Raw genomic sequence first — 20,185 nt, forward strand, 5'->3', positions numbered from 1 at the left:
TGAGCGTGGCCGCGGCCACGTTTATGCAACGGCGCTCCTCGGGGCGCCGTCTCGTTTCACTTTGGCACCCACCCTGCAAGTCAGGGGAGAGGGGGGCAAGCAAGAGCCTTGCCCTCACTCTCCTTGGCTGATAACGTCCGGGCAGGTGTTTTTTGATATCAGTACAGGAAGGCTATGAATTCGTTGCGTTTGGAACCTATCGCCCGTGTCGAAGGGGTCGTGAATCTACCCGGCTCCAAGAGTGTCTCTAACCGAGCCCTGCTGCTGGCAGCCCTGGCTCGGGGCACCACCCGCCTCACCAACCTGCTCGACAGCGATGACATTCGCCACATGCTGGCGGCCCTCGGCCAGCTCGGGGTCAAATACAAACTCTCCGCCGACAAAACGGTGTGTGAAGTGCAAGGCCTGGGCCGTAGCTTCGCGGTGAGCGAGTCTGTCACGCTCTTTCTCGGCAATGCCGGTACCGCCATGCGCCCGCTCTGTGCCGCCCTCTGCCTGGGTTCAGGCGAATACATGCTGACCGGCGAGCCGCGCATGGAGGAGCGCCCCATTGGTCACCTGGTCGATGCCCTGCGCGAGGCCGGTGCCCATGTGCAGTACCTCAAGCGCGATGGTTTCCCGCCGCTGGCCATCGATGCCAAAGGCCTCTGGGGCGGCGACGTTCACATAGATGGCTCCGTCTCCAGCCAGTTCCTGACCGCCTTCCTGATGGCCGCGCCCATGGCCGCCGGTGACACGCGTATCCACATCAAGGGTGAACTGGTCTCCAAACCCTACATCGACATCACCCTGCACATCATGAAGCAGTTCGGTGTGGTGATTGAGCACGACAACTATCAGACCTTCTACATCAAGGGCAACCAGAGCTATGTCAGCCCGGGTGACTTCCTGGTGGAAGGGGATGCCTCCAGCGCCTCCTACTTCCTGGCCGCGGGCGCCATCAAGGGCAAGGTGCGCGTCACCGGTATCGGCAAACACAGCATTCAGGGCGACATTCACTTTGCCGACGTGCTGGAGAAGATGGGCGCCCGCATCACCTGGGGCGACGACTTCATCGAGGCCGAGCAGGCGCCGCTTCATGGCATCGACATGGACATGAACCAGATCCCGGATGCAGCCATGACCATAGCCACCACGGCGCTGTTTGCGAAAGGGCCCACCTCCATCCGCAATATCTACAACTGGCGGGTGAAGGAGACGGATCGTCTGTTTGCCATGGCGACTGAGCTGCGCAAGCTGGGCGTCGAGGTGGAGGAGGGTCACGACTTCATCACAGTGACCCCGGCTGCCCAGTTGCAGCATGCGGCAATCGATACCTACAACGATCACCGCATCGCCATGTGTTTCTCTCTGGTGGCGCTGTCGGACACCGCGGTGACCATCAATGATCCGGGTTGCACCTCCAAGACCTTCCCCGATTACTTCGAGAAGCTCGCCAGCATCAGCCAGGTGGTTTGACGGGCGGTCTGCTGCCCCTGACATCTTGAGCAAAGGCCCGCATCTTGCGGGCCTTTTTCATGGACTTGGCACACCGCCCATGACTGGCTAGCATCATTTCAGTAACATGCAATGATCCGCTTAAAGATATTTTATTGTGTGATGTAATTTTCTATTTACACTCTGGGGTTGCTCGGGCTAGATTGGTGCAAGCAATGTGTCTAGCCAAGCAGGAAGCCGAAGTATGCAGCATCAAACCGACGACGTTCGTATCAGTGAAATCAAAGAGTTATTGCCCCCGGTTGCGGTGCTTGAGAAGTTTCCGGCGACCGAGGCGGCCGTCTCCACCGTATTTGAGTCCCGCCTGGGGATCCACAACATCCTGACCGGTGAAGATCAGCGCCTGCTGGTGGTGATTGGTCCTTGTTCCATCCATGATCCGGTCGCCGCCATCGAATACGGCAAGCGTCTCAAGACCCTGCGAGATCAGTACAAGGATCAGCTGGAGATAGTGATGCGGGTCTATTTCGAGAAGCCGCGCACCACTGTTGGTTGGAAGGGATTGATCAACGACCCCCATCTGGACAACAGTTTCAAGATCAATGACGGCCTGCGCATCGGTCGCAAGCTGCTGCTTGAGCTCAACGATCTGGGTATGCCGACCGCCTCCGAGTTCCTCGACATGATCACGCCGCAATACGTGGCGGATCTGATGAGCTGGGGTGCCATCGGTGCCCGTACCACCGAATCCCAGGTACACCGTGAGCTGGCCTCCGGTCTCTCCTGCCCGGTGGGCTTCAAGAATGGCACAGACGGCACCATCAAGGTCGCCATCGACGCCATCGGCGCCGCCAGTGCGCCACACCACTTCCTGTCGGTGACCAAGTATGGCCACTCCGCCATCGTCTCCACCGCCGGCAACCCGGACTGTCATATCATCTTGCGCGGTGGCCGCGAACCGAACTACAGCGCCGCCCATGTGGATGAGGTCGTGAAGGGATTGGACAAGGCGGGTCTGCCCCAGAAGGTGATGATCGACTTCAGCCATGCCAACAGCAGCAAGCAGTACAAGAACCAGATGCTGGTGGCCGAGGATGTGGCGGGCCAGATCCGTGCCGGCAGCAAGGCCGTATTCGGGGTCATGGTCGAGAGCCATCTGGTGGAAGGTCGCCAGGATCTGGTGGAAGGATGCCAGCTCACCTTCGGTCAGAGCATCACCGATGCCTGCATCGGTTGGGACGATACCGAAAGCCTGTTGCGTACCCTGGCAGAGGCAGTGGCCGAGCGCAACGCACGCTGATCACCCTATTGATGGCTTGCAACGAACAAGCGCGACCGAGGTCGCGCTTTTTTTATGGCTGCCCGGCAATGGCTGAAACCGCAGGCACTGTGTGGTTCATCACCAGCGGTAGGTCTTGAGCAGGGCTTCGAGCTTCAGGCACTGGGTGACCAGCTGCTCGCTGGCGAGATTGGCGCTGTGGGCCTGGCTCAGGGTATCGTTCGATGTGCTGCGGATCTCGTTCACGGCGCCATCGACCTCCTGACAGACTCTGTCCTGCTCCTGGGCTGACTGCGCCATCTGGGCATTGAGATCATTGATATTGGCGATGCGATCGATGATGGTCTGCATTGCCGCCAACGTGGCTTCCGTCTTCTGAATGCTGTCATTCGCCTTGAGCTTGGCATCGCCAATGACCTGCACGGCACTCTGGGCTTCCTGCTGCAGGGCGGCAATCATCCGGGCTATCTCCTCACTGGCGGTGCGGCTGCGGCTGGAGAGCGCCCTGACTTCATCGGCCACCACGGCAAAGCCGCGTCCCTGTTCACCTGCACGGGCGGCCTCGATGGCCGCGTTGAGGGCCAGCAAGTTGGTCTGATCGGCAATCCCCTTGATCACCTCCAATACCCCATCCACGGCGAGGCAGCGGCTATCGAGTTGCTGGATCACGGTGTCGACCCGGGCAATTTCGGCTGACATCTCACCCATGTCGGTGATGGAGTGCCGGGCGAGGCGGCTGGTGTTGGCGGCATCGTCATTGGTGAGGGTTGAGAGCTCGGCGCTGTGGCGAGCATGTTCGCGGACTTCGTGGGAGCTGGCGGCTAGCTCGCCCACCGCGGTGGCGACCTGGGTCGTCATCTGTTCCTGCTGGCGAGCCGACCCTTCCGTCTGGGTCGCGACCTGGCGGATCTGGTTCGACTCCCGGTATAGCTCGGCGGTGGCACCCTCAACCTCGGCCAGGCTGTGGCGAAAGCCTTGCACCATGTCGTTGACCGCGCGGGTCATCTGACCCAGCTCATCCTGACTCTGGTTGACCAGGGGCAGGGAGAGATCCCGCTCCTTGGCCATCTGCACCATGGTGCGCTGCAGCCGATAGACGGGACGTTTGACGTAACGCTGCAGCACCCACCACAGCAGGCCAAAGCCTAAGCCAAATACCAACCCCAGGCACCCGCTCAGCAGCCAGTTGTTGTGGCGGATCTCGGCAAAGATGTGACTCAAGTCGTAACTGATGCGCACGGCTCCCATGACGGTTCCCTCGGCGACCTGATGGCAGGTGAGGCACTGGGTGCCACGGTACTCTTTGTACGCCTTGAAGGGTTTTATCAGGGTGAGCTGGTTGCCTTTTTGTTCGAGCAAGGTCTCTCCCTGCTCAATGGCACGCTTGTCCCACCCATCGACGATCTGTTGATCCGGATGACCTGGGCCAAACAGCGAGCTGACGGCAGGGGCGCGGATCAGCCGAGCTTCCGTGATCCCGGCCTCGCTCATTATCTTGGTCTGTACTATGGCGCGGTTGGCGATGACCCCCGTCATCATCATGACGTTGAGCTGATCCATGTAGCTGTTGGCCGTGCTCTCCACCTTCTCGCCCGCCAGGCGCAGGGCCAGATCGCGTTGCAACCAGGCTGAGAGCTCGAAGCTGAGCGCGAAACTGGCGCCTATTACCAGGGCCAGGGGGAGAAAGATCTTCCAGTTGAGCGAGAGGTTTTGCATGGGTAACTGAGTCCAGATACGGGGAAGGGGTCTGTCACTTGGCAGGCATGGCAATGCAGCAAGCTTGGTACTCTATCGGCTCACATTACCCCGGCTTTAGTAAGGATTCTGTTAACTGGATCCATGAATGGCGTTAACCAGGGGTAGCCAGGTGTTGTTATTGGTCAGGGCGTTGATCTGGCGCAAGCTTCGTGGTTATTGATAGTGGTTATCATTCGTATAAATATCCCCTAGCAGATCCCACCTCCGATGATACTGACGCCAACCATGACCGGACTGTCCAGCCCGGATCCCCTTAAATTTGCCTTTACCGCCAAAATAGCGGCCCATGCCAGTCGGGGAGGTGCCAGACCCCTGGCTCTGGATGACAAGGGGTGGCAGCGCTGGTGGCAAGAGGCGACCGGGGCCAGGGATCGCGCCCTTTATATTCATATCCCCTTTTGCAAAAAGCGCTGTAGCTTCTGCAATTTCTTCGAAAATGGGGCAAATCCGGCGCGGATGAGCCGTTATATGGCGGCTCTTTGCGAAAACCTGCGACAGGGGGCAGAGACTCCCCTGGCGCAAAGTGCCCCCTTTGCGGCGGTCTATGTGGGCGGCGGCACGCCGACCGACATGGCGGCCGGGGATCTGGCCCGCTTGGCTGAGGTCATACAACGTTTCCCCCTGACCCAGGATGCAGAGCTGACCCTTGAGGGGCGGCTTAACGGGTTCGATGAGCAGAAGTGGCAGACGGCCCTGGCGGGCGGGTTCAACCGTTTCTCGTTCGGGGTGCAGAGCTTTGACACGCAAGTTCGCCAACAGGCGGCCCGTATCGATGAGAGGGAGCGGGTGCTGGCGCGACTTGCCGAACTGACCCGGGTCGATGAGGCCGTGATAGTGGCGGATCTTATCTTTGGTCTACCCGGGCAGGATGATGCCATCTGGCGCCAGGACATCGCGGATGTGATGGCCAGCGGTGTGCACGGCGTGGATCTCTATCAGCTGATCCCCATGCCGGGCACCCACCTAGACAGGGCGCAGGATAAAGGCCGGCTCGGCTGGGCGGCCGATGGCCCGCAGCGGGCAACCATGTACGGGTATGGCGCTCAAACCCTGGAGCAGGGCGGTTGGCAGCGCCTCTCTTGCAGCCATTGGCGACGCACTGACAGCGAGCAGAGTCGTTATAACCAGATGGCCAAAGGTGGCGCCGAGATCCTGCCGTTTGGGGCCGGGGCGGGGGGAAATGTGCACGGGCATGGCCTGATGTACGGCCGGGACTTGACGCCTTGGCATCAGGCGCTGGCCGCGGGGAGGCGGGCTCCCGGCATGGTCATGGGACGCAATCCCCATGCCGAGCTGGATGCGCTGCTGCGCGGTGCCCTCGACACTGGCGGGTTGGTGCTGGCACTTTTACCTGACGATGTGAAGGCGCAGCTGCTGCCGCTGTTTCAGGCCTGGCAGCAACATGGCTTGGCTGTGCTGACCGGGGAGCGGCTTGAGCTGACCCTGGCGGGGCGTTTTTGGACCATCAATCTACAGGCTGGTCTGTTCGAATATGTGCAACTCAATCCACCGGCGGGAGCCGACGCGGCATCTGCCCACCCGACCGGGGCCGCGGGTCACTCGCTGGTGTGACAGTGCTGCGCCAACAAAAAGGAGGGGATAAAACGGGGGCGCTGCAAAGCCCCCCGTTGTTAGTTATCGGTTGTGCACCTCTTCTACCCGCACCAGCAAGTGGCCCTCTGCCAGGGTAGTGACCAGCGACTGTCCGGCACTCACCTGGCGGGCATGACTCACAACCTCACCCTGCTGGCTGCGGGTGATGGAGTAGCCGCGCCCCAGGGTGGCGAGGGGGCTGACTCCATCGAGGCGGGCACTGAGCATGGCCAGTTTATGTTCGGCCTGCTCGCGCCGCTTGCCCATCAGGCTATGCAAGCGCGCCTCTGCCAGTTGATGGCGTCGCCGACCCTGTGCCAGACGCCGTTCAGGGCTCTGGGATTGCAGCCGCTGGGTGAGCTGGTTGAGCCGTCGCTCCCCCTGATGCAGGCGCTGACTCAGCAATTGCTGCAAGCGGTTACCCAGTTCATCGAGGCGCTGGGACTGCTGCTCGAGACGGCGTTTGGGGTCTTGATGCTCAAGCCTTTTCGCGAGCAGGGTGAAGTGGTGGACCTGCTGGGTCTGCTGGCGGGCCATGGCTTGACTCAGGCGCTGGGTGAGGCGATTGAGCTGATTGATGCGCTCGCTCTGATCCGGCGCCACCAGTTCGGCAGCGGCGGAGGGGGTGGGCGCGCGCAAGTCAGCCACCAGATCGCTGATGGTGATATCCACCTCATGGCCCACGGCGCTCACCACAGGGATGGCCGAGCCGTGAATGGCCCGGGCGACCCGCTCCTCGTTGAAGCACCAGAGATCTTCGAGGGCGCCACCACCACGGCCGACGATCAGCACGTCCACCTCGGCGCGGCGATTGGCGAGCTCGATGGCGGCCACTATTTGGCCACTGGCCATGTTGCCCTGTACCTGCGCCGGATAGATGAAGATGGGCAGTGAGGGGGCGCGGCGTCCCAGCACGGTGAGGATATCGTGCAGGGCCGCCCCGGTGGCCGAGGTGATTATGCCCACCGCCTTGGGATTAGTGGGGAGCGGGCGTTTGCGGGCTGCATCAAAGAGACCCTCTGCGGCGAGGCGGCGTTTGAGCTCCTCGAAGCGCAGGGCCAGGGCACCATCCCCGGCCGGTTGCATGGACTCGATGATCAACTGATATTCGCCGCGGGGCTCATAGAGGGAGACCCGGGCCTGCACCAGCACCTGCATGCCATCTTGCGGGCGAAACGGTACCCGGCGGTTGTTGCCCTTGAACATGGCGCAACGTACCTGGGCCGAGATGTCTTTCAAGGAGAAGTACCAGTGCCCCGAACTTGGCATCGCCAGGTTGGAGAGCTCTCCGGTCAGCCATACCAGCCCCAGATCCTGCTCCAGTATCATGCGTACTGCGCTATTGAGGCGGGTGACGGTAAACACTTGCTGTTGATTGGACTGGCTCACGCTGGGCCCTTCTGCTGTCCCAGTGTCCATGGTGGACGCGGGGAGGTGAGACGATGGCGCCATCTTAGCGCAGTTCAGGCCAGGAGCCGAGCACCTCCCCCGGTTTGGCCACAGGATGATCACTTGCTGCCCAGCACCTGGCTCGGTATGGGCTTGGCCGGACTGACCACCAGCCAGACCGAGAGGCAAACGATGACACCGCCGAGCATGAAGCCTTCGGTGAGGGTCTCGCCCAACACCAGATAACCCCAGAATATGCCAAAGGGAGGGATGAGGAAGGTTACCGTCAGGGAACGCAGCGGCCCAATGTCGGCGATCAGCCTGAAATAGATAAGATAGGCGAGTGCGGTACAGATAAAGCCGACGGCCAATATGCTGGCCCACACCTCGGGAATGGCCCAATCAACCACGGGGCCGGCCGTCACCCCATAGCCAAAGAAGGGCAGCAGGAAGAGGGTGGCGCCCAGCTGGCTGCCAAAGGCGACCAGCTTGACATCCAGGCCGCCGCGCGCCGTGATCCAGCGCCGGGTCAGGAAACCCGCACAGCCGTAGCAGGCGGTGGCAATCAGGCAGGCCAGTACCCCCGTGATGACGGTTTCGCTCAGCGCAACCTCGCCAGTCGTGGTGATCAGGGTGATACCAAGGAGCCCCAACACGACCCCCAGCCACTTGCGGCCACTTAACTGTTCGCTGAAGCAGGAAAAACCGATCAGGGCGCCCATCAAGGGGGTGGTCGCATTCAAGATCGCCGAGTAGCCGGCGGGTAACCAGAGTGCGGCAATGGCGTACATCAGAAAAGGGATGCCTGAGTTGATGATCCCAAGCAGCATGATGGGCTTGAGCTTGCCTTCAAAGCGCAGAGGAGATCGCATCAGCAGCAAGATGATGGCTAACCCGATCAGAGCGAACAAGACCCGTAAAAAAGCGGTGTTGATTGAGCCAAACGCAGGGGCGGCAATACGCATGAACAGAAAGCTGGCTCCCCAGATGGCGGCCAGCAATAACAGCCTTGCATAATCCGATGTTCTCATCTTACTTCCTTGAAATGGTTGCAATCATGTACGCCCAGGCGCAGGCATAGCCCGCATCATGAAGGGCGGACTAGCCGATGACAACTACCGGATTGGGCCATGGATGACGATACTGTCGGCGCGATACGCTCCCGTCTGTTGTGTCAATCTTGCGGCGCTGGGCATTGAGCGTGGATCACGGGGCGCTGGCTAAGAGCCTCATCACATGAGCCGCCACTTTTTTGATGGCAGATGAGCCTCCGTTTGGCGCCTATTCAATCCCCATCCTTACGACTGCCGTCTGATTCTTGGGCTCTGGTGAAGATGCTCCGCAGTCATCGCGCAACAGTGCGTTTGCACCACCAAGGTGCTGTGTTGTACCAAAGTGGTGCATGTTTGGCGCTAGTCATTAGGATTGCCGAGTCATCAAGTTCGCTCTCAATGCACTCTTTGCCAAGGCACCCATGCCAGCCCCACCACCTGGATCATCTTTTGAGTAGCCAGTCCTTGTCTGGCAAGGGTTGTGGTTGAGAGGGGACGATGCGGGGAGGCCATCAGATGGGGCTTATTACCCAATAAATCCTGTTCATGCTGGTTGGCCCACGTTGGGGGTCGCTGAGGTGGATTAAAATGCTAATTAAAGTGGTAATGGTGGTTCAATGAACCGAATTTATTCGCAAAGCGCAGCGACTTATCACGGTTGGCGTCATTTTTGCTGCGTTATCAAGACGCAAGTACCGCGTTAGCTCAGATCTGGCGCTGACGCCTTTCCCTGACGGCAGGGTTTCTATCGGTCCATCACAAGGAGTCTTATGGTAAACGGCATGGCAAACGAGGCGACATTACCGCCAGCAGGCATCAATGCCGGGCTTGTCCATAACGTCAAGGATGATGTCTATGGCCTGACACTGGGGGTCATGTTCATTGCCATCGGTCTTTACATGCTCAAGCTGGCCGACATGATCACCGGCGGCGTGGCGGGCATGGCGCTGCTGTTCTCCTATCTGGTCGAGCTGCCCATCGGCTTGCTGTTCATTTTGACCAATATCCCCTTCATGCTGTTTTGCTATGTCCGCATGGGGCGCGCCTTCACCTTGAAGACGCTGATCGTCAATATCGCCCTCGCGGCGACCAGCCAGATAGTGCCCCATCTGCAGACGGTCACCTACATACATCCGCTGTTTGCCGCCCTGGTCGGAGGTACCTTCATCGGCATGGGGGTCTTGTCACTCGCCCGTCACAATGCCTCGGTCGGTGGTACTGGCGTGGTGACGCTCTGGCTGCAGGCCAGGTTTGGCATCAATGCAGGCAAGACCCAGATGCTGCTGGATCTGCTGCTATTTACGCTCTCCTCGAGCCTGCTGCCAGCCTCCTTGCTGCTCTGGTCGGCCTTGAGTGCCCTGGCCATGAATGCCATGCTGATGAACTGGCACAAGCCCGGTCGCTACCAGGGGTAATTCTCGCGACACAAGACTCATGAGGTTCTTGATAAGTCGAGCCTCATTGCAACGGTCTCAGCCGAAGAGCTCGGGGGAGGGCGCTGAGCGTGCCTTGGTGTCCATCTGAAATCACTCGGGCTGCGCCGGAACATTATTCGGCGTAAAAAGGGCCATTTTACGACTGAATTTGTGAGGTTTTTGCCTGTTTGGCTTTCTAAAAGCGGGCAATGCCACAAAAAATTAAAAAATACTTCTTTACCAACCGGTAAACCATGAGTAAAATTTGTCGGCAATATTTTCCACCCCCACTCCTCAACGGTGAGATATTGCCATGCTCAGGATTGCCAAAGAAGCGCTGACCTTCGACGATGTACTGTTGGTTCCAGCCCACTCCACTGTTCTTCCTAATACAGCCGATCTGCGTACTCAGCTGACGTCTGCTATCTCCCTGAATATCCCGATGATTTCCGCTGCCATGGACACAGTGACCGAAGCCCGTCTGGCTATCGCACTGGCCCAGGAAGGCGGTATCGGCTTCATTCACAAGAACATGTCCATCGAGCAGCAGGCTGCCGAAGTCCGCAAGGTCAAGAAGTACGAAAGTGGTGTCGTTTCCGACCCCGTGACCGTGCGTCCCGACATGACCATTGCCCAGGTCAAGGAGCTGAGCCACAAGAACGGTTTCGCCGGTTACCCTGTGGTGACCGAGGGCAACCTGCTGGTCGGTATCATCACCGGCCGTGACGTGCGTTTCGTGATAGACCTCTCCCAGACCGTCGAACAAGTCATGACCCAGAAAGACCGGTTGGTGACAGTGCGCGAAGGGGCTCCTCGTGAAGAGGTGGTGGCCCTGATGCAGAAACACCGCATCGAGAAGGTGCTGGTGGTCAATGCCGATTTCAAACTCAAGGGCATGATCACCGTTAAAGACTTCCAGAAAGCCGAGCGCAAGCCGAACGCCTGTAAAGACGACAAGGGTCGTCTGCGGGTTGGCGCTGCCGTCGGTGCCGGTGCCGGTAACGAAGAGCGCGTTGCCGCCCTGGTGGAAGCCGGTGTGGACGTGCTGCTGATTGACTCCTCCCACGGCCACTCCCAGGGCGTGCTGGATCGCATCAAGGCGACCCGCGATGCCTATCCCGAGCTGCAAATCATCGGTGGCAACGTGGCCACCGCCGCTGGCGCCCTGGCGCTGGTCGCCGCCGGCGTCAATGCCGTCAAGGTGGGTATCGGCCCGGGTTCCATCTGTACTACTCGCATCGTGACCGGTGTCGGCGTTCCCCAAATTACTGCCATCTCCGACGCCGTTGACGCCCTGGAAGGCACTGGCGTTCCCGTGATCGCCGATGGCGGCATCCGCTTCTCCGGCGACGTGGCCAAGGCCATCGCCGCAGGTGCCAGCTGTGTCATGGTTGGTTCCATGTTCGCAGGTACTGAAGAGGCGCCGGGCGACATCGAGCTCTATCAGGGCCGCTCCTTCAAATCCTACCGTGGCATGGGTTCTCTGGGCGCCATGTCCAAGGGCTCCAGCGACCGTTATTTCCAGACCGATAACGCCGCTGACAAGCTGGTGCCGGAAGGGATCGAAGGGCGCGTACCTTACAAGGGCCGCCTCAAAGAGATCATCCATCAGCAGATGGGTGGCCTGCGCTCCTCCATGGGCTTGACTGGCTGCGCCACCATCGACGAAATGCGCACCAAGGCCGAGTTTGTGCGCATCTCCGGCGCCGGGATGAAAGAGTCCCACGTTCACGATGTGACCATTACCAAAGAAGCCCCCAACTACCGGATGGGCTGATAAAACGGGGCTGCGGCCCCGTTTCTACACCGTTTTTTATCCCCGAGCCTTTTGTTACAACATCAGCCTGATGCAGGAATAAAATGACTAAAAATATTCACGCTCACCGTATCCTGATCCTGGATTTCGGTTCTCAGTACACCCAGCTTATCGCCCGCCGTGTCCGTGAAATCGGCGTCTACTGCGAGCTGTGGGCCTGGGATGTGACCGAAGCGCAGATCCGCGAATTCAACCCGAACGGCATCATCCTCTCCGGCGGCCCGGAATCCGTGACCGAGGCGGGCAGCCCCCGTGCCCCCGAATACGTGTTCAACGCCGGTGTGCCGGTGTTTGGCATCTGCTACGGCATGCAGACCATGGCCGAGCAGCTCGGTGGCAAGGTGCAATCCTCCACCGAACGTGAATTCGGTTATGCCCAGGTCGAAGTGCTGGGTCAGTCCGGCCAGACCAGTGCGCTGCTGCGCAACATCGAAGATACCATTGCCCCCAATGGCAATGCCCTGCTGGATGTCTGGATGAGTCACGGCGACAAGGTCACCGAGATCCCGGCCGGTTTCACCACCATCGCCCAGACCGCGACTTGCCCCCATGCCGCCATGGCCGATGAGGCCAAGCGCTTCTACGGCGTGCAGTTCCACCCGGAAGTGACTCATACCCGTCAGGGCGCGCGTCTGCTCGAGCATTTCGTCAAAGAGATCTGCGGCTGCCAATGCCTGTGGACCCCGGCCACCATCATCGACGACGCCGTGGCCCGCATTCGTGCACAGGTGGGCGACGACGAAGTGATCCTCGGCCTTTCCGGCGGCGTGGACTCTTCCGTGGTTGCCATGCTGGTGCACCGCGCCATCGGCGATCGCCTGACTTGCGTCTTTGTCGACAACGGCCTGCTGCGTTTGAACGAAGGCGTTCAGGTGATGGAGATGTTTGGCGATCACTTTGGTCTCAAGATCATCAAGGTCGATGCCGAAGAGCGCTTCCTCGGCGCCCTCAAGGGCATCGACGAGCCGGAAGCCAAGCGCAAGGCCATAGGCCGCGTCTTCGTGGAAGTGTTCGACGATGAAGCCAAGAAGCTGAAAAACGCCAAATGGTTGGCCCAGGGCACCATCTATCCGGATGTGATCGAATCCGCCGCCAGCGCCACCGGCAAGGCCCACGTCATCAAGTCTCACCACAACGTTGGCGGCCTGCCGGACGAAATGAAGATGGGTCTGGTCGAGCCGCTGCGCGAGCTGTTCAAGGACGAGGTTCGCCGTGTCGGCCTGGAGCTGGGTCTGCCCTACGACATGCTCTACCGTCACCCCTTCCCGGGTCCGGGTCTGGGCGTGCGCGTGCTTGGCGAAGTGAAGAAAGAGTACTGCGAAATCTTGCGCCGTGCCGACGCCGTCTTTATCGAAGAGCTGCGCAAGGCCGACCTCTACAACCAGGTCAGCCAGGCGTTCGCCGTCTTCCTGCCGGTGCGCTCCGTTGGCGTCATGGGCGATGGTCGCAAATATGACTGGGTCATTGCGCTTCGCGCCGTCGAGACCATCGATTTTATGACCGCCCACTGGGCCCACCTGCCGTACGACTTCCTGGGGCACGTGTCGAATCGCATCATCAACGAGATCAACGGCATCTCCCGCGTGGTGTACGACGTCTCCGGCAAGCCGCCCGCAACCATCGAATGGGAATGATCGCTCGTTAGGCATCAGCTGGTACTAACTAGCATTAAAATAGACTTAAGCCCATGTTTACATGGGCTTTTTTGTTTTTATGTTTGGCATGTTCTGGCAACGGATAGCAGTGGCAAGCACCACTTGAGTATGGCATTTGAGGTGGTATTATCGAGGAATGATACCATGAGTGATAGCCGATACCATGCTGCTTGATCCTTTATGTTCATGGTATTGATTTTATTTAACTAACTGTTTTTATTGTTATTATTGCCTAGTTTTTGGGTGATCTTTTGGCATGGTATCGAATTCGAGGAAGGATAAGACTTTTGCTGACCGATACCAAGCTGCGCAACCTCAAACCGAGGGACAAACTTTACAAGGTGAATGACCGGGATGGCCTTTATGTAGCCGTTACCCCAGCCGGTTCGATCTCATTTCGTTACAACTACTCGATCAATGGCAGGCAAGAGACGATCACCTTTGGCCGCTACGGTGTCGGTGGCATCAGCTTGGCTGAAGCCCGTGAGCGGCTGAATGAAGCCAAGCGGATGGTGGCCGATGGTAAGTCTCCGGCTAAGGAGAAGGCCCGTAAAAAGGCTCGGGTAAGAGATGCTGAAACATTTGGTGCTTGGGCTGAAAAGTGGCTGCGAGGTTACCAGATGGCGGACTCAACCCGTGATATGCGTCGCTCAGTCTATGCTCGGGAGCTTGAAACGAAATTTGGCAACCAGAAGTTGACCGAGATCACCCATGAAGATTTGCGCATGCTGACGGATGCCATTGTGGAGCGAGGGGCTCCAGCAACGGCTGTTCATACCCGTGACATAGTGCTGCAGATTTATCGTTGGGCCATCGAGCGAGGGCAGAAGATTGAAAACCCAGCGGACCTTGTAAGGCCAACGAGCATTGCCAGATTTGAGCCGCGAGATCGAACTTTGTCGCCTGCAGAAATCCGGCTTATGTATGAATATATGGGGCGGATTGGTACATCGCCCTCCATCCGTGCGGCGGTAAAGTTGCTGCTTTTGACCATGGTGCGCAAAAGTGAGCTGACCAATGCGACTTGGAGCGAGATCAATTTCAGCGAAGCCCTTTGGACCATCCCAAAAGAGCGGATGAAGCGACGGACACCCCATCTGGTGTTTCTATCCAGACAAGCTCTGGACATCCTGATTGCGTTGAAGACCTTCTCTGGTGGCTCTAGCTATATTCTGCCATCCCGTTACGACTCAGATTTGCCCATGAGCAGCGCCACCCTGAATCGGGTGATGACTATGACCTACATATTGGCCCAGAAGGAAGGCAAGCAGCTCGCCAAGTTTGGGCCCCACGACTTGAGACGCACGGCCAGCACTCTGCTACATGAAGCTGGCTACAACACTGACTGGATTGAGAAATGCCTTGCTCATGAGCAGAAGGGCGTGAGAGCGGTATATAACAAAGCGGAGTATCGTGATCAGCGTACATCTATGTTGCAGGACTGGGCTGATATGATCGATGAGTGGGTTATTTAGGGGCTCGCTAAAAAGGCATCTCTTACAAAAAGGTAATCAGGGATGAAAATAGAGAAGATAAAACTACAGAATTTCCGTTGTTTCGGGCATGAGGTGGTCGAGCTCAATTTCGAGGAAGAACTGACGATACTTGTCGGCGGAAACGGTTCCGGAAAGACGGCAGTGCTGCAAGCTGTGTCCCGGTTGTTTGGTACATCACCAACGCAGCGGTCGGTACAGCGTCGGGATTTTCACATACCTATTGACCGGCAGGAACTGCAGTCTGGCGACAGTCTGTTTGTCGAAGCGGTACTTGCCTTCCCTGAACTGGAAGAGCAAGACACTGCTCCTCTTGATGCTGTTCCGGAGTTCTTCAATCAGATGGCTGCTTCCGGTGAGGGAGAGCCCCTTAAGGCCCGGGTACGACTACAAGCAACATGGACGGATGACGGTACGCCGGAAGGGGCAATTGAAGAGGATATACGCTGGATAAGAGCCCTGGATGATAATTTTGAATGGGATGATTGCTCCAGGGTTCAGGCTGTAGAGCGCTCTTCGATCCAGTTTATTTACTTACCGGCAAATCGTGATGCGACGACTCAGGTGACCGCTCTTCTAAAAGGGCGGTTATGGCAGGCTGCCAAATGGTCGACGGCATTTAGGGATGCAAGCTCTGATAGTGCCGGTCAGATCCAGAGCAGTTTCGAGGAAGAGGAGCCGTCGAAGTTTCTGCTGCAGCGTCTTTCGAAGCGTTGGCAACAGGTCTATGAAGCTGATACAGACAGTAAGCCACGCTTAAGGCTCATCGAAAACCGTTTTGAGGAGCTTGTTCGTAAAGCCGAATTTACCTTTACGCCTGACGAAGAAGGTCAGGAGCGCCGTTTGTCCGAGCTGAGTGACGGTCAGCGTTCTCTGTTTCATATAGCCCTTACAGCGGCAACGCTAGAAAGCGAGCGTGAAGCTTTTTCTTTGCCTGCTGATGACAGCTCATTTGAACAGGATAAGTTACGCCGTATTCACCTGACGATTCTTGCCATCGAAGAGCCAGAAAACAACCTGTCACCGTTCTTTTTGTCTCGCATCATCAAACAGGCGAGAGAGATCGGTGCACTGCCTTCTGCGCAGGTTCTGCTATCCAGCCATTCCCCGGCTATCCTGAGCCGGATAGAGCCGGAGGAAGTGAGATATTTTCGTATGGACCGGAGCGCCCGGTGCTCATCGATCCGAGAACTGACCTTGCCTGAAGATGATGTTGAGGCCAGCGTGTATGTCAGGCTGGCCGTAAAGGCATACCCCGAACTTTATTTCGCGCGATTTGTAATCCTGGGTGAAGGGGATTCAGAGCGCGTCGTCATTCCGAAAATAGCGGAAGATATGGGGGTGCCACTTGACCCGTCATTTGTTCCTGTCGTCCCACTAGGAGGACGGTTCGTAGCACATTTCTGGCGGCTACTTAGTGATCTTGAGATTCCATATGCCACACTGCTCGATCTAGATTTGGGGCGTAGACATGGTGGGGCGAACACCATGAGGAGCTGCCTTCAGAATCTGGCCCATATTGGGAATAATTTTGGGGAGTGCAATCGTGATAATGCTGCTCAGCTTACCGACCAACAGCTTTATGGTGAAGGCCAGCAAGGTCCATGGCTTCAAGCTTTCAGGGAGGAAGGTGTTTTCTTTTCCTATCCTATTGATCTCGATTTTGCCATGTTGCTTGCGTTTCCAGACGCTTATCAGGTTGCCAATCCAGGTGGCCGTGGGCCTCAGAGTGATGCTAACGCTATTCAAGCCAAAAAGGTCAGCACACTTAAAACAGGTGGTACCCCTGCCTTGTATACCGAGCTCTATGATGATGCTTTTAAATGGTATCCGTATTTGTTCTTGAGCCGCAGTAAGCCAGAGACCCATCTGGCTGCGTTTTCCCGTATCCCTGATGGCGATGTTTCTGCGTCAGCTCCCGCTGAGCTTAGGGCCCTTATTGAGTACGTAATGCATAAACTAAATCTGCCAGGAGTCGGGGAATGATCCGCGTAAGAAGAGACGACTGGGTACCTCAGGGGGTCGGTGGTCTGGAAGGCAGAGCATGGGAGGCTTTACGTGAAACCGATAGTAGCATCCTCGTGACCGCTGGTGCCGGTGCGGGAAAAACTGAGTTTCTGGCACAGAAGGCGACCTATCTTCTGCAGACAAGCATTTGTCCGGCCCCCAAACGTATTCTGGCCATCAGCTTTAAAAAAGATGCCGCCCGAAACCTCGCTGAAAGGGTTGCAAAGCGTTGCCCGAGAGATCAGGCGAGGCGCTTTGATTCAATGACTTTTGATGCCTTCACCAAGGGACTTCTGGACCGGTTCCGTCCTGCTTTACCTGAGCCGTTCAATTCGCCTGGCACGTATCAGATCGTTACGCCATTTCGTCGGGATTATGAGGATTTTCTTGAACGTCACGGCTATCACGGTGTGAGGGTTCAACAGCTTGAGGGAAGACTTCTTCTGACAGACCTGCCAATTGACTTGTCAAATGGATCTGAAGTACATCGTGCGTTAGCAGATTACTGGCATGAACAATTCTTTGGAGGCGACGAGATCTCTCTGTCCTTCCCGATGATAAATAGGCTTGTAAAACTGCTGCTGCAGGAAAATGCATATATCCGTCGGGCCTTACAGGCAACGTATCCCATTGTCTTTCTTGATGAATACCAGGATACCACCTATGCCCAGTACGACTTGTTGCAAACGGCATTTGATGGTAGCGATGCTGTCTTTACGGCAGTCGGCGATGATAAGCAGCGTATCATGGGATGGGCGGGAGCCATGAATGACGCCTTCGACCAGTTTGAGAACGACTTTGGTGCGAGGCGTATCACATTGCTTTCAAACTGGCGGTCACATGCGGATCTGGTTCTTATTCAGCACGAGATTGCTCGCCGGATAGACGGCAATGTGGAAGCTGTGCAGGCACAAGGGACCCGTGAAATTGAAGGTGAGGTTTCTGCTATCTGGCAATTTCGGAACGCAGATGACGAGAACAATTATCTGGCTGAATGGGTGAGGCGTGAGGTTCAGTCAGGGCGTGTTGCGCCACATGATGTAGCAATTCTGATCAGAATGCGGGCAGATCAGGTGGAGGGTGAGATAGCCCCTGCTTTTGCGGCACGAGGTCTCAGGATCAGAAATGCGGCCCGGTCAGTCGGTGAAATTCAAATACAGGATCTACTTGGTGAAGAACTGACCAGCATATTCGTCCCTTTGCTCCGCCTGGGTGCGACGAACCGAAGCCCGGAAAACTGGGAGCTGGCCCAGCAGAACTATCTGTTTCTGGAGGCTGCTGATCCGGATAACGATCTCACGCAGGAACGGTTACTGGTTAAGCTTGAAGCATTCGTCCGCCAATTAAGGGAAGAGTTGGTGCGTCGCCAGCCTGATCCGGATGCAGCGGAAGAGATTGCAGAGATGCTTCTTGAATTTGTCGGAACCCCTGCACTTCGGCAATCTTTTCCCGCTTATCAGCGGGAAAGGGACTTTGAGAGGGTATGGAGTGGATTTGTCACACTCCTGAAAGAGTGCGCAGAACATAGCAGCAGCTGGATGGAGGCGCTGGATGAGTTTGAAGGTATTGGCCAGGTGGCTCTGATGACCGTCCATAAAAGTAAAGGTCTTGAGTTCCACACGATGATATTTTATGGGCTCGACAATCAGACCTGGTGGAGCCTTACGCCACAACGCGGTGAAGAGCTAAACACTTTCTTTGTTGCCTTTACCAGAGCAAAGCAACGTGCGTTTTTCTCCCAGTGCGTTGACCGAGGGCATGCTATTGGCTGGATACAGCAATTATTGGCTCCGGCGGGGGTCGATACTATAGATGGTGCGACTATACTGGGTGAAAACTGAATATGGCCTAGGTAATTTATCCCTGCCCATTTAATAAAAATTTAATGTATCTTTAGAATCGATGCTTTCTATCAATTTGGATAGAGAGCATCTGCTCAAGGCTGAGCGGGTATATTTTAGCAGCTAAAAACTTTTATCAGTCTTAGATGCACTCATAATTGGAACTCCTTGCGAACTGACGCCAACGCTTTAGATACGGCTTGTCGTGTTATTGGCTGTTTCTTGGCATTTAGTATCCGTTGGCCAATCTCTGTTTGATTGAACCTCAATTGTCTGAGTACTAACATCTTTTTCTTGGTGTCTGATAGCTTTGAATCCACCATCCTACGAGCTAGGTGGCGCAATTTTTCTTCGTCTGCTGGCTGCAATGTTAATCTCAGAATTAACTGGAGAAAATATTGATCTATCAATTCATCACCCGATAGTGCGTTTGGTCTGGAGCGGTTGGCGCACTGATGAGTCAGCCTGGTAAGTTCGATATTAAATTGTGTTAGGGAGCGTTTTGCTCTTCTATATAAAGGGTTCCACTCGCCAGTTACCAGCTTGGGTCGGTGCTCTCTGCAATACTGGTGACTCAGCTCTAATTTCTTGTGATCTTCGAGTTCGGAATTATTGATCCGGTCCTCCTCAACCGTTGCCATAAAGGTGGCAAACTCAGTCATATTCCCGCAGAATTCGCAAAATCCATGTTTTCGTTGCTTATTCAGGTTGACACCTTTTTGGGAGGTAGACCTTTTGGGGGATTTGCATGCGCAGCACCAGACTAATCCAATCAAAGATTCAAGCGTAGCGACAAAGCACAGGTCTCTCGCCGTTTGCTGGTCTTCAGTTTTGATGAACTGTCGCAACAACTGACGTTGCATACGGACCATGGCCTCTAGCCCCACCAGTCTGACAATTTCACTGAAAGGTACACCAACCGCCGTACCAGGAAGATATCCTGTGTAGTTTGCTGGAAGAGTCTTTATGTAGCTATTTACAGCGGGGTCGAGGACTTCCTTGATCAAGCGAAGGATAGGGTATCGACGTGATGATACCGAGTATGGCAGCCAGAGTTCTTCAAACTGCCGGATAGCAGCCGAAATGTGATGATCGCAGTTCTCCCAGATGACTATCTTTGGTGCTTTTTTCATGTCAACCATTCTAGCCAATTAATGCGCTTACTCAAGTTGTATTGCTTGGCACTATGGCTCCTTCACTGGCTGCTGGAGGCAAACACATGCAAACAATGGCATTCAAGACCCTCATTAATAGAAAAGCACTCTTGGACATGATCCCACTTTCTGCGCGAACAATTTACAACATGGAGCTGCGGGGTGAATTCCCACGCCGTATTGCGCTGACAAGCAGAAATGTTGCTTGGGATCTGTCGGAAGTCGAAAAATGGATTGAAGAGCGCAAGTCTTCTGGATTCCATGCTTCACGCCCCGGCCAGACTATTAGAGGTTAA

At 56.5% G+C, this 20,185-nt stretch carries 14 protein-coding genes; 10 read left to right on the forward strand and 4 right to left on the reverse strand.

Annotation, left to right across the window (positions count from 1 at the left end):
* The first annotated feature begins 174 nt into the window (after positions 1 to 174).
* Together aroA and aroG are read left to right on the forward strand one after the other, a co-directional pair.
* Positions 175 to 1,458, forward strand: coding sequence for a 3-phosphoshikimate 1-carboxyvinyltransferase (gene aroA, locus ACSMDR_RS00660; RefSeq protein ID WP_436466674.1), 1,284 nt, complete (start codon positions 175 to 177; stop codon positions 1,456 to 1,458).
* A gap of 223 nt (positions 1,459 to 1,681) precedes the next feature.
* Positions 1,682 to 2,737 carry a 3-deoxy-7-phosphoheptulonate synthase AroG gene (gene aroG, locus ACSMDR_RS00665; protein ID WP_436466675.1) on the forward strand — a complete coding sequence of 352 codons (1,056 nt, stop codon included), beginning with the start codon at positions 1,682 to 1,684 and terminating at the stop codon, positions 2,735 to 2,737.
* Between the two features lie 99 nt (positions 2,738 to 2,836).
* On the opposite strand, the gene ACSMDR_RS00670 is transcribed toward aroG, so the two are convergent.
* On the reverse strand, positions 2,837 to 4,432 hold the full coding sequence (locus tag ACSMDR_RS00670; protein ID WP_436466676.1) for a methyl-accepting chemotaxis protein: 1,596 nt from the start codon (positions 4,430 to 4,432) through the stop codon (positions 2,837 to 2,839).
* 267 nt (positions 4,433 to 4,699) lie between these two features.
* Here ACSMDR_RS00670 and hutW point away from each other — a divergent pair, with 267 nt between their 5' ends.
* On the forward strand, positions 4,700 to 6,046 hold the full coding sequence (gene hutW, locus ACSMDR_RS00675; RefSeq protein WP_436466677.1) for a heme anaerobic degradation radical SAM methyltransferase ChuW/HutW: 1,347 nt from the start codon (positions 4,700 to 4,702) through the stop codon (positions 6,044 to 6,046).
* 63 nt (positions 6,047 to 6,109) lie between these two features.
* Here the strand turns inward: hutW and xseA are convergent, their stop codons facing one another.
* Positions 6,110 to 7,456 (reverse strand): exodeoxyribonuclease VII large subunit, encoded by a 1,347-nt coding sequence (gene xseA / locus ACSMDR_RS00680; protein ID WP_436466678.1) that lies wholly within the window; start codon positions 7,454 to 7,456, stop codon positions 6,110 to 6,112.
* 119 nt (positions 7,457 to 7,575) lie between these two features.
* Positions 7,576 to 8,487 (reverse strand): DMT family transporter, encoded by a 912-nt coding sequence (locus ACSMDR_RS00685; protein WP_436466679.1) that lies wholly within the window; start codon positions 8,485 to 8,487, stop codon positions 7,576 to 7,578.
* 791 nt (positions 8,488 to 9,278) lie between these two features.
* Between ACSMDR_RS00685 and ACSMDR_RS00690 the strand changes: the two genes are divergently transcribed.
* The 6 genes from ACSMDR_RS00690 (at position 9,279) to ACSMDR_RS00715 (ending at position 18,735) form a co-directional block, all read left to right on the forward strand.
* Positions 9,279 to 9,923 carry a YitT family protein gene (locus ACSMDR_RS00690; RefSeq protein WP_436466680.1) on the forward strand — a complete coding sequence of 215 codons (645 nt, stop codon included), beginning with the start codon at positions 9,279 to 9,281 and terminating at the stop codon, positions 9,921 to 9,923.
* A 313-nt stretch (positions 9,924 to 10,236) separates the two neighbouring features.
* Positions 10,237 to 11,700 (forward strand): IMP dehydrogenase, encoded by a 1,464-nt coding sequence (guaB, locus tag ACSMDR_RS00695; protein WP_005898466.1) that lies wholly within the window; start codon positions 10,237 to 10,239, stop codon positions 11,698 to 11,700.
* Positions 11,701 to 11,783: 83 nt separating this feature from the next.
* The gene (gene guaA / locus ACSMDR_RS00700) at positions 11,784 to 13,373 is read left to right on the forward strand and encodes a glutamine-hydrolyzing GMP synthase (RefSeq protein WP_436466681.1); all 1,590 of its coding nucleotides are present in this window, start codon (positions 11,784 to 11,786) and stop codon (positions 13,371 to 13,373) included.
* A 308-nt stretch (positions 13,374 to 13,681) separates the two neighbouring features.
* Entirely contained in the window at positions 13,682 to 14,869 is a 1,188-nt protein-coding gene (locus tag ACSMDR_RS00705; RefSeq protein WP_201956381.1) for a tyrosine-type recombinase/integrase, read from the forward strand.
* A 42-nt stretch (positions 14,870 to 14,911) separates the two neighbouring features.
* The gene (locus ACSMDR_RS00710; protein WP_264110331.1) at positions 14,912 to 16,873 is read left to right on the forward strand and encodes an ATP-dependent nuclease; all 1,962 of its coding nucleotides are present in this window, start codon (positions 14,912 to 14,914) and stop codon (positions 16,871 to 16,873) included.
* On the forward strand, positions 16,870 to 18,735 hold the full coding sequence (locus ACSMDR_RS00715) for an ATP-dependent helicase (RefSeq protein ID WP_264110330.1): 1,866 nt from the start codon (positions 16,870 to 16,872) through the stop codon (positions 18,733 to 18,735). The genes ACSMDR_RS00710 and ACSMDR_RS00715 overlap by 4 nt, the downstream gene beginning before the upstream one ends.
* A 152-nt stretch (positions 18,736 to 18,887) precedes the next feature.
* Here the strand turns inward: ACSMDR_RS00715 and ACSMDR_RS00720 are convergent, their stop codons facing one another.
* Positions 18,888 to 19,868: a LuxR family transcriptional regulator gene (locus ACSMDR_RS00720; protein WP_264110329.1), complete on the reverse strand. Its 981-nt coding sequence runs from the start codon at positions 19,866 to 19,868 to the stop codon at positions 18,888 to 18,890.
* An 86-nt stretch (positions 19,869 to 19,954) separates the two neighbouring features.
* On the opposite strand from ACSMDR_RS00720, the gene ACSMDR_RS00725 reads away from it, so the two are divergent.
* Complete coding sequence (locus ACSMDR_RS00725) at positions 19,955 to 20,185, forward strand: helix-turn-helix transcriptional regulator (RefSeq protein WP_040046762.1); 231 nt, start codon at positions 19,955 to 19,957, stop codon at positions 20,183 to 20,185.

The organism is Aeromonas molluscorum (genome assembly GCF_051376105.1).
GTDB classification, from domain to species: Bacteria; Pseudomonadota; Gammaproteobacteria; order Enterobacterales; family Aeromonadaceae; genus Aeromonas; species Aeromonas molluscorum.